Genomic DNA, 11,399 nt, shown 5'->3' with positions numbered 1-11,399 from the left:
GATTTTAGAGCTCAATTGTAAACCTATGTGTGACACACAGGTCAATAGAGGGGAGCATTAAAGCATAATTTAAATTTACTGGAGCTGATAAAATAAAAGCGCGCTAATGAGCGCGCTTAAAAGGAGGCAGAGAGATTAATTTTCTTGTTGGCGAGAGGCTTTTAGCTCTTCACTTAGCTCACCGGCTATTTGCTGAATTTTTGGCATTGCATCTTGCACTAGGCCTTGCGACATTTGCATAGACTCTTGCATTACCACGGGCATTTTTTGGAGAATTTTTTGCCCTGTTTCAGTTTTATAAAACGCCAGCATGTCGGCAATTTCTTGCTCGTTAAAATGTTTGTCGTAAACGTTAACCATCATCGGCTGCATTTTTTTCCAGCTCATTTCGGTTTTAAGTACGTTGGTCATATCTGCGTAGTATTTATCAAAAATAGCTTGCTCAGAGGGCTTAACACCCATTTGTGCAGACATATTTTTCATCATGCCTTCAACTTGCCCGTACATTGAGTCAACCATAGCATCCATGTTCATCACGTTTATCAGCTCGTCTATTTTTTGCTGCTTAGTTGCTTCGTCAGCCAATACGCTGCCAGAAAATATAAGTAACGAAAGTAATAGTGCCTTAGCCATTGTCATATCCTTAAATATAAAAAGTAAGACCATACTCACATGATTAATACCAATCCGCAATAATACTTACTCATTTTGCGGGGCTAAACGGGTCGCTACTTACGTTAAAAAATGCTCATTCAGAACAACTAAATAGCTAATTTTTTTTACTAAATTATCAACACGTTTTACCAGCCTCAGAATAAATTACTTAATTATGCGAACGGGTATAAAATAGTTTGTAAATGTGTAAACCCATACTAAAAAGGCCAAATAAAACATGTTTATTTGGCCTTTTTATCAGTGCACAGGGGCTAATCGTCTTCTACGTTATCGAGCCCTTTTGTGCCTTCTTTTGCTTTAAGCTTATGATGAATCGCTGATTTTATTAACATATACCCACTAATAGGGGCAGTAATTAATAAAAACACGGTAATTAAAATCTCTTTTACGCTTATGGTGTGCACCGACGTTGCAAAAAACACCATTGCAGCAATTAATATGCTGGCCATACCCAATGTTGTTGCTTTAGTAGGGCCGTGTAAGCGCATGTAAAAATCAGGTAATTTAATTAAGCCCAGCGACCCTATTAAAATAAATAGCCCACCAAAAAGTAGTAATATTGATACAACCCACTCGCTTATCATTATAATATCCTATTCAATTAAATCGCCGCGTAGTAAATACTTACAAACTGCAACAGTACTTATAAAGCCAAGCATCGCGATTAATAACGCTGCTTCAAAGTACAAACCAGTGCCCATACTAATACTGTATAAAATAATTAACGCGATAACATTAATGTACATAGTATCTAGGGCTAAAACTCTATCAGGCACTGAGGGGCCAATAATTAATCGCCATAGGTTTAACAGTAACGATAAACCTATCATGGCAAATACAATAAGTAATACAGTATCTAACATTGAAATATCTCCTTTAGGGGAGCTTCGTAGCGCTGTTTAATTTGTTTAATAAGTGCCTCTTCATCTTTTAAATCAAGCACATGTATAAGTAAATAGCGCTGTTTAGGCTTTTCGCCTTCGTCTAGTGACTCAGGAATAGGATATACCTCGGCACTTACTGTACCAGGTGTAAGAGATACACAACTGGCAAGAATCGTAATGGGCATATCGTGTATTAAATCTATAGGCACCTTAACAAAAGCAGGACGTAACTTTTTAGCTGGGCCAACGATTAATAAGGCTACCTGTAAATTAGCAACCACTATATCGTAAAGTACAATGAGTAATTGTTTTAGTGCCAAACCTGGTTTTAGTATTAAGGGTTGCGGGTCACGTAATGAAACACTTAATAGCGGTATAAATATCGCAAAAAACGTAGCTAATACTATATGCCCTGCGGATACACTATTATTAAGCAACAACCAAATTAAGAATAAAAACAAACTACGAAACGGCGTTGGCAACCAACGATAACGGGCTTGTAACCTCATTACTCACCTCCCTTCATAACTGCATTAATGCCACCACTTATGTCATGCAATTGCGTAGCAGCACTAACCATGTATTCACTTATTGGTCCGCCAAAAACAACTAACAAAGGTGAGCACGCAAGGAGCCCTACAATTATCATCACCTGTAATGGGTGAGCATTTTCGCCCTCGGCGCTTTCTGTTTTATTGCCTTTTCTTTCCCAAAACATACTTGTACCAGCACGAGAAAGTGCAACTAATAAAACAAAACTAGCAATTAAATAGACAGGCCAAAATAGTAAGGCTTGCTCGCTATTTAAGGTTGTTTTGAGGATCCAAACTTTTCCAACAAACCCAGATAGCGGCGGCATACCTACTACGGTTAATGCAGCAATTACAAAGCATGCTCCCAATAAGTAAGGTTGGTTTACGGCTCTCCCGGCAACCAGTCTATCCCCTACTTTGCCCCTTTGTATGGCAATTAAATCAGCTAATAAAAATAGTGCAGCGCTGACTAATGTGGAGTGTACTAAATAATAAAGCAGTGCAGCTGTTGCAGTTACGTTTTGCAGTGCAATTAGAGCGACTAACGTCCCTACTGATACAACTACTAAATTTGCCGTTAACTTACGTAAATCTTGCGCAGCCATTACACCAATTGCACCAACCACTATAGTAGCAATGGCTAAGCCCCATAACCACGATTGCGCCATATGTTCAAGCTCACCGGCTTGCTCACCAAAAATAACGGTATAAACGCGTAGCATGGCGTATACACCCACCTTGGTCATAATAGCAAATAAAGCGGCAACCACAGGCTTTGCACTGGCATAAGTATTTGGTAGCCACAAGTGCAAAGGGAGCAATGCGGCTTTTAAAGCAAATACAACTAACAGCAGTAAGCCGCCGGCCTTCGCCAAATAGACATCATCGCCAGTCAACAGGGCTACTTTTTGCGTCATATCAGCGATGTTTAATGTACCCAGTACGCCGTATAAAATACCTAGACCAATTAAAAATACGCTCGAGCCAACCAAATTTAATATGACGTATTGGAGCGCTGCACGGGTATTTTGTTTATCTCCGGCATGCATAAGTAGTGAGTATGAGGCAATCAACAACACCTCAAAAAATACAAATACATTAAATAAGTCACCCGTTAAAAATGCCCCATTAACACCTAATATTAAAAAATGAACTAATGGATGAAAAAAGTTTCCTTTTGCATCATCGCCGGCACAGCCATATAAAATGACTCCCATTCCTAAAAAGGATGTAAGTGCAACCAATAAAGTAGAAAGCATATCGGCAACAAGCACTATGCCAAAAGGAGCAGACCAATTACCAATAGCGTATACATTGATACCACTGTTACATATATGGATTAACAGCAATGCACTAACAACAAATGTGATCACCGCCATAATTGATGAGGCAATACGGCGAATACGTAAACTTTTACCACAGGGTGGCAAAAGCAATATTACCGCTGCCAACATAGGTAATAAAATAGGCAAAGAGGTTAAATGTTGAATCATTTTTGCTCCTTGCTATCGGCTGCGCTTTTGATGATTTGCCCATCAACATGATCGCTCCCTAAATCGGCTCTACCACGTATAGCCAAAATAACCACAAACGCAGTCATTGCAAATCCTATCACTATTGCAGTAAGCACTAGTGCTTGAGGTAAAGGGTCGGCATATTCAGCCCCTGTACCAAGCACAACCGCTTTATTTATGGTTAAGCGACCCGCAGAAAACAAAAATAAGTTAACGGCATAGGAAATCATAGTAAGGCCAAGCACTACCGGAAACGTACGGGCTCTTAGCAGTAAAAACACACCACAACTAACTAATACACCAACGCAAGATGCGTACAATAGCTCCATTAAATATTTACCTCTTTTTTCTGGGTATCTGCTGTCATGTTGCCAAGGCTTGCTAATATCATTAACGTGGCTCCAACCACTGTTAAATAAACGCCTAAATCAAACACAATTGCGCTTGCAAGTTCTGTTTTGCCAATAAATGGGATATCGAAATAATCAAACCACGTAGTTAAAAACGGCCGTTCAAAGAACCAGCTACCGACTCCAGTAAACAAGGCAATACCGATACCTGATGCAATAATTTTCCGGTAGTTGACTGCAAAGCGCTCGCTTATCCAAGCTGAGCCATGAGCCATATACTGCAATATAAAGGCAATTGATGTTACTAACCCTGCAATAAAGCCGCCGCCAGGTAAGTTATGACCACGTAAGAAAATATAAGCCGATACTAATAGTGCAAGCGGTAATAAGCTATGCGAAATACTGGCAAGTAGTATAGGGTGTCGCTCGCGTGCCCATGGGCGCCCTTCACCATCACTTGCTGGCATGAACAATGGAATACGAGAAAGCACTTTAAATATACCTAACGCTGCAATACCCAATACGGTTATTTCGCCTAGGGTGTCAAAGCCCCTAAAATCAACCAAAATAACGTTTACTACATTGGTACCGCCACCTCCTGTTTTGGCATTGGCTATGAAAAAATCTGATATCGATTCGAGTGGGCGTGTAAGTAATGCATAACATATACTTGCCACCACAACACCTAATGTTGAGGCTATCCCTAAATCTCTGAGTACTCGTAACGAACTAGACTCTTTAGGCGTATGTTGTGGTAAGAAAAACAACGCCAACATTAATAAAATAACGGTTGCTACTTCTACCGTTAATTGCGTAAGCGCTAAGTCGGGCGCAGAAAAACGCGTAAACGCCACCGACACCATAAGTCCTACAATAGAAATCATTAGTAACGCAACTACGCGTGAGCGATGCCAAATAACGGTAGCAAAAGCACCTATAATCAGTAGGCCTGCACCTATTGCGTTATGCACATCAACCGGAATACGCGGCATACTGCCCGCTAATTGTTGCATTTCAAATAATGGCCAACCGGCACATAACAATACCACCGCCAGCATTACAAAAATGTAGCGTTGTAATGAGCCGTTTTCGATAGTGTTTACCCTGCTTTGGCACCAATTAATAACTTTAAGCACAATTAGCTCAAAGGTTTTTTTAGCATTAAGTGGCGGTAATGATGCTTGAAATTGAAATAGGTATTTACGATTTATATAAATAAACAAACCACCCACTACCGCCATGGCGCTCATTAATAGCGGTAAGTTAAAACCATGCCATATAGCCAGTTCGTACTCTGGTACCTTTTGACCAAGTACAGCCAAAGACGCAGCAGATAAAATGCCATCGACTGAAAAATGCGGGAACAAACCAACCAGCACACACAGCACAACCAATACTTCAATAGGGAGTCGCATATAACGCGGAGCCTCATGCGGCTGGCGTGGTAAATCAATTGGCTCGCCATTAAAAAATACATCGTGAATAAAACGCGACGAATAAGCCACCGATAACGCCCCTGCAATAGTGGCTAACACCGGGATTAACCACGACATAGAGCCAAGCACTTGCTGATGTAAGGTTTCGGCAAAAAACATTTCTTTAGATAAAAAGCCGTTAAGCAATGGCACACCCGCCATTGAAGCAGCCGCAACCATGGCAAGTGTGGCCGTATACGGTAAATACCGCCACATACCATTAAGCTTACGCATATCACGAGTGCCGGTTTCATGGTCAATTATACCTGCTGCCATAAATAGCGAAGCTTTAAACGTGGCATGATTAATAATATGGAATATTGCCGCCACAGTAGAGAGCTCAGTATCTAGGCCCAATAACAGGGTAATTAATCCTAAATGGCTAATGGTTGAGTACGCTAACAGGCCTTTTAAATCGTGTTTAAATAAGGCGATATAAGCACCAAATAAAAGCGTTGTTAAACCGGTTAAACCAACCAGTAAAAACCAAGTGTCTGTGCCTGAAAGTACTGGGTGAAAACGCGCTAATAAAAATATACCTGCTTTTACCATAGTCGCAGAGTGTAAATACGCGCTAACAGGGGTTGGGGCTGCCATAGCGTGAGGTAGCCAAAAATGAAATGGAAACTGTGCCGATTTAGTAAATGCACCTAGCAAAACTAATACCAGTGCTATTTCGTATAAATCATGTGATTGAACAATTGCCTTGCTAGCTAAAATTACATCTAGGTCGTAACTGCCAACTATATCGGCCACTAACATTAAACCTGCCAGCAATGCTAAGCCACCGGCACCAGTAACAGCTAGCGCCATGCGAGCGCCCTTTCGTGCTTCTGTTTTATGCCACCAATAGCTAATTAATAAAAACGAGCTAATGCTGGTCAGTTCCCAAAACAGCCAAAGCTGAATAACATTGTTAGACATAACAATGCCCAGCATTGCGGTCATAAACAACAATAAGTAACTATACAGCTTAGCTAAGGAGTCGTTTTTACTCAGATAATAACGTGCGTAGGTAATTACCAGTATGCCTATGCCTAAAATCATAAACATAAACAGTAAGCTCAAGCCATCAAGACGAAATGATAAGTCCAGTCCAACAGCGGGGATCCACGTTACAGCATAACGAATCGTTTCACCTGCTAAAATAGCGGGGGTGTGGTATAGCGTAATACCTAATGCTGCTAAAGGGGCAAGTACAGTGACAGCTGCAGCTTGCGTACGGGATAGTTTGCCGGTGCATGAAGAAATAACACTGCCAATTAAGGATAACAAAGGTATCCAGAGCAAAGTCATAATGTAGGGCCTTTTATAATCATAAGTTTATCCTTACGTTTTATACATCACGAAAAGATGCTTTTACTGTCTGTTTTTAAACGACATTAATACGTACAGTTATACTTATAAACGGCCATTTTGTCTATAGATAGCAAGCCTAATCGATTTAAATTTAATCAAGCTGAGCGGTTTTAGCAGCATTGATTTGATCAACCCACAAAGCCCTGTACCGCTTTGATAAACCGAGTTGTTGATACTGCATAATTGACCATTGCTTAGCTGGCTTATATGCCACGCCGCCTTGCTGGCAACTTAAGCTTTTGTGCCATCCATTTGGCGCAGCCTCACCTTGCGAAATATATAAATTTGGGGCCACGTATCCTTGGCGTTTACACAACCAACGCTGTTTAGAAATAGGTAGCGTATATTCATCTTCAAAACCACTAAAGTGCATTAGCTCATGCAAAAATACATTATAGTTTGCTTGGGTACTTAGCTGCATTTTTTTACCTGTTACATTGGCGCTGCCGCTCGTACCCATAATTACAGTGTAGTCATAGCCGTTAGTAGACTGCGCTTTTAAGTGCGCGTTTTGCCATAGGCAATTAGCCATGCCCGAGGTGGTAGCGCAGTCAATTGCGCCCCCAGCGTAAACCGGTTTACTTAAGCAATACGCCCCGCTTTGCGGCTCAGGTTTTTTATTATACTGCGCGGCAAAACTTGATAACTTAAACAAGGCTTCTCTATTTACACCCAATAGCAGCACATTGTAACTACAGCTATTGTTAATCGGCGGGCGTGTATTTAACGCTGCAAAACCAAGTTGATGTAAAAAGGAAGGCGAAACTTGCTCATAGTCACTCCCTTTGTGCAGCGCTAAATGGTTAAATGCCGCGCCTTTAGGCAGTAAGTTTTGGGTTAACAATAGTTGAAGGTCATTCCAGCGACCTTGCTTTAAAAGAGCATGCGCGAGTTGTTGGCGCTTGTTGTGCCCAACATGCTCTATACTTTGTAGCCAAAATAACTTTGCTTGCTCGTTTTTGCTTGCATTAATCAGCTTTAAAGAATAATTGTACTGAGCTGATGGGATATTTTTACGCGCTAAAAAGCCTAAGGTCAGCTCGGGAAGATGTGCAATATTATTTGAAAAGTAACGGGGAAATTGCCAATAACTTTGCAGCGGATTAGCCTGAGCGTGAAGTACATGCCAAAAGCTAATGCTGCTTAACTGGTTGCAAGAGCCTGCAATAAGCAGGCTAAATAGCAAACCAATTAGATAACACAGGTATTTAACTAGCGTCTGCACCAGCCATAAGCTCAAGCTCTAAACGTGCATATTTGTATTCAATAAACTCATGCACATTAGTGGATAATGCCAACCTAAAGTAATCAGCAGCTAAAAACTGCTCACCGGCTGCTTGATGCATTTTGGCTAAATAAAAGTACGCCTCGCACAAGCGCTGTGCGTATTCTTGCTCTGACTTAACGCCCTCGCTAATACCCGATAAAAACGTATGCTCACTCATATCGCCGGTATAAAGCGAAATTAACTGAGAAGCCCATTGCGATTCATCAAGGGCTGCAGCATTTGTTTTAAGAGCCGCTAATGCTTGTTGTTTATCCTCTTGTGATTGTGCAAGGTAAAGCCATAACACACGATAAGGATCGTTTGGTGAACGCGCTAAAAACTCATCAAAGTCACTTTGCGCTAGGTTTGCTCTTTCACCATAATACAGTGCAATGCCACGGTTTAAATAAGCGTATTCATGCTCTTCATTAAGCTCAAGGGCTGAGTCAAAAAACTCATACGCTTTTTCGTATTGCTGCATTAAAGTGTGCTGAATACCTAAAAAGTTATACACCTCAGCTAAATCAGGCTTTAGTTTTATAGCGCGGTTAAAATCAATGCGCGATAACGTGGTCATTCCTAAGCTATCAAATAATACCCCACGGTCATAATAAAGCTTAGCTTGTTGCTCGGTACTTAAATCGGCTCGATTTAATAGCTCAGAGTAACGTGCAATCGCAATTTCACTTCTAAAGTCAGATGCAAGGGGTGCAGTAAAAGGCACATTAACAATCGGCGTAGGTTTTGATTCAGTCGTGGTTTGGCAAGCGCTTAAAGACAAAATAGCAAAAGATGCCAAAGCTAAATGTTTGAGTATCATTAAAATCCTTAATACCAAGATATATCGCAATAAAAATAAGACAGACCTTGTCTAATAAGGTTTCATTAAAGCATAAAAAAAGGGGCTAAACAGCCCCTTTTTTATTATCCCGCGTATATTAACGGGTTAAAGTTTAGCAATTATGCGTCTTTTGACTCATCAGCTGCAGGTGCTGCTGATTCCATTGCTTCTTTAATGCTTAGACGTACACGGCCTTGGCGGTCTACTTCTAGTACTTTAACTTTAACTTCTTGACCTTCACTTAAGTGGTCAGTTACGTTGTTAACACGCTCTGTGCTGATTTGAGAAATATGCACTAGGCCATCTTTACCAGGAAGAATGTTTACAAACGCACCAAAGTCAACAATACGTACAACTTTACCAGTGTAGATAGTACCTACTTCTAGTTCTGCTGTTAATTGCTCAATACGTGTAATTGCGTTTTGCGCGCTTTCACCGTCTGTTGCAGCAATCTTAATTGTACCGTCGTCTTCAATTTCAATTGTTGTGCCTGTCTCTTCAGTAAGTTGACGGATTGTAGCGCCACCTTTACCAATTACTTCAGCAATCTTCTTAGCAGGAATTTGCATAGTGTAGATGCGAGGAGCAAACATTGATAATTCTTCAGAAGGAGCAGAAATCGCTTCATCCATCACACCTAAAATGTGTAAACGTGCAGCTTTTGCTTGTTTAAGCGCAATTTGCATGATTTCTTGTGTGATACCTTCAATCTTGATATCCATTTGTAGTGCAGTGATACCGTTAGTAGTACCTGCTACTTTAAAGTCCATGTCACCTAAGTGATCTTCATCACCTAAGATATCTGAAAGAACAACAAACTTCTCATCTTCTTTCACAAGACCCATCGCGATACCCGCAACAGACGCTTTAATTGGTACACCCGCGTTCATAAGAGCTAGTGACGTACCACAAACAGATGCCATTGAAGACGAACCGTTAGATTCAGTGATTTCAGATACAACACGAATTGAGTAAGGGAACTCAGTAAGTGTAGGCATTACAGCAGAAATACCACGCTTAGCTAGGTTACCGTGACCAATTTCACGACGCTTAGGAGAACCTACAAAACCAGTTTCACCTACACAGAATGGAGGGAAGTTGTAGTTAAGCATAAAGTGGTTTTTGTGTGTGCCCGTTAAATCATCGATTAACTGTGAATCACGTTCTGTACCAAGTGTAGCTGTAACTAATGCTTGAGTTTCACCACGAGTAAAGATTGCAGAGCCGTGAGTACGTGGTAATACGCCTGTCATTACGTCTAATGCACGGATCATGTCTGGTTCGCGACCATCGATACGTTTTTCACCAGCAGTGATGCGGCCACGTACAATTTTCTTCTCTAAAGAACCAAATACTTTACCTACTTCTTGCTTATCAAGTGTTTCATCTTCAGCAAGCTCGCTTGTAAGCGCTTCAATTACAGCGTCTTTTGCTGCAGTTAATGCTTCTTTACGCGCTACTTTATCGGTAATACGGTAAGCTTCACCTACTTTATCAGCTGCAAGTTCAGCTACTTTTTCTTCAAGCGATACGTTTTTCTCAGGTGCAGACCAATCCCATGTAGGCTTGCCCGCTTCTGCTTTAAATTCGTTGATTGCGTTGATAATAGCTTGAGATTGCTCATGGCCGTATACAACCGCGCCTAGCATTACGTCTTCAGCTAGTACGTCAGCTTCTGATTCAACCATTAGTACTGCGTTATCAGTACCTGCAACTACTAAATCAAGTTGGCTTTCTTCAAGCTCTTTTAGTGTTGGGTTAAGTACGTACTCACCGTTGATGTAACCAACGCGAGAAGCACCAATTGGGCCGCTAAATGGGATACCAGAGATAGCAAGTGCTGCTGATGTACCAATCATCGCAACCATATCTGGTTGGATTTCAGGGTTTACAGATACAACGGTTGCAATAACTTGTACTTCGTTTACGAAACCATTTGGGAAAAGCGGACGAATTGGACGGTCAATAAGACGTGCAATAAGTGTTTCGCCATCGTTAGGACGACCTTCACGCTTTAAGAAACCACCCGGGATACGACCCGCAGCGTACATACGCTCTTGGTAGTTAACTGTTAGTGGGAAAAAGTCTTGACCAGGTTGAGCTTCACGCTTACCAACGACAGTAACTAATACTGACGTGTCGCCGATGCTTGCTAATACTGCGCCGTCAGCTTGACGTGCGATTGCACCTGTTTCTAGGGTAACTGTGTGTTGACCTAGTTGAAATTCTTTAATAATTGCTTGCACTTAAAATATTCCTTAAATGTTTTTATATTTCATTAATAAGTGTCATTAAAAGGGCCAATTACAGTACATAATTGTATTCAGTTGGAAATCAATTAAGTACTACAATTGGCAAAATTTTTAATGACTGCAGATAACCTATTTATCTACGCGCATAGTATATACCAAAGCGACGTAAAATTGCGAGCCTACCCAAAGATAAAACGTAATCGCTTTTGCCACATTATTTTTTAATTGTTTTATCGCAAAGCGTTTAAT

10 protein-coding genes are annotated in these 11,399 nt (G+C 40.9%); all 10 read right to left on the bottom strand.

All coding sequences use genetic code 11. The features are described 5' to 3' along the window. Window positions 1–135: 135 nt before the first annotated feature. The 10 genes from AN390_RS04260 to pnp all read right to left on the bottom strand — a co-directional run bounded on the left by AN390_RS04260 (window position 136) and on the right by pnp (window position 11,144). Window positions 136–633: a DUF2059 domain-containing protein gene (locus tag AN390_RS04260; protein ID WP_055253051.1), complete on the bottom strand. Its 498-nt coding sequence runs from the start codon at window positions 631–633 to the stop codon at window positions 136–138. Between the two features lie 293 nt (window positions 634–926). Next, a complete protein-coding gene (locus tag AN390_RS04255; protein WP_004585897.1) occupies window positions 927–1,259 on the bottom strand; it encodes a Na+/H+ antiporter subunit G in 333 nt (110 codons plus the stop codon). Between the two features lie 9 nt (window positions 1,260–1,268). Beyond that, the gene (locus AN390_RS04250; protein WP_004585896.1) at window positions 1,269–1,538 is read right to left on the bottom strand and encodes a K+/H+ antiporter subunit F; all 270 of its coding nucleotides are present in this window, start codon (window positions 1,536–1,538) and stop codon (window positions 1,269–1,271) included. Next, window positions 1,532–2,068 (bottom strand): Na+/H+ antiporter subunit E, encoded by a 537-nt coding sequence (locus AN390_RS04245; protein ID WP_055253050.1) that lies wholly within the window; start codon window positions 2,066–2,068, stop codon window positions 1,532–1,534. The genes AN390_RS04250 and AN390_RS04245 overlap by 7 nt, the downstream gene beginning before the upstream one ends. Then, window positions 2,068–3,585, bottom strand: coding sequence for a monovalent cation/H+ antiporter subunit D (locus tag AN390_RS04240; protein WP_055253049.1), 1,518 nt, complete (start codon window positions 3,583–3,585; stop codon window positions 2,068–2,070). Before AN390_RS04240 ends, AN390_RS04245 begins: the two co-directional genes overlap by 1 nt. Next, entirely contained in the window at window positions 3,582–3,935 is a 354-nt protein-coding gene (locus AN390_RS04235; RefSeq protein WP_004585893.1) for a Na+/H+ antiporter subunit C, read from the bottom strand. Before AN390_RS04235 ends, AN390_RS04240 begins: the two co-directional genes overlap by 4 nt. Beyond that, a complete protein-coding gene (locus AN390_RS04230; protein ID WP_055253048.1) occupies window positions 3,935–6,727 on the bottom strand; it encodes a monovalent cation/H+ antiporter subunit A in 2,793 nt (930 codons plus the stop codon). The genes AN390_RS04235 and AN390_RS04230 overlap by 1 nt, the downstream gene beginning before the upstream one ends. A 154-nt stretch (window positions 6,728–6,881) precedes the next feature. Next, window positions 6,882–8,015 carry a hypothetical protein gene (locus tag AN390_RS04225; RefSeq protein WP_055253047.1) on the bottom strand — a complete coding sequence of 378 codons (1,134 nt, stop codon included), beginning with the start codon at window positions 8,013–8,015 and terminating at the stop codon, window positions 6,882–6,884. Further along, a complete protein-coding gene (gene nlpI / locus AN390_RS04220) occupies window positions 7,999–8,877 on the bottom strand; it encodes a lipoprotein NlpI (RefSeq protein WP_055253046.1) in 879 nt (292 codons plus the stop codon). The genes AN390_RS04225 and nlpI overlap by 17 nt, the downstream gene beginning before the upstream one ends. Window positions 8,878–9,017: 140 nt before the next feature. Continuing rightward, a complete protein-coding gene (gene pnp, locus AN390_RS04215; RefSeq protein ID WP_004585889.1) occupies window positions 9,018–11,144 on the bottom strand; it encodes a polyribonucleotide nucleotidyltransferase in 2,127 nt (708 codons plus the stop codon). Between the last annotated feature and the right edge of the window lie 255 nt (window positions 11,145–11,399).

The sequence above is a fragment of the Pseudoalteromonas sp. P1-11 genome (assembly GCF_001399995.1).
GTDB lineage: Bacteria > Pseudomonadota > Gammaproteobacteria > Enterobacterales > Alteromonadaceae > Pseudoalteromonas > Pseudoalteromonas atlantica.
Note: the sequence above shows the minus strand (reverse complement) of the source record. Positions and strands in the feature narration are given on the sequence as shown.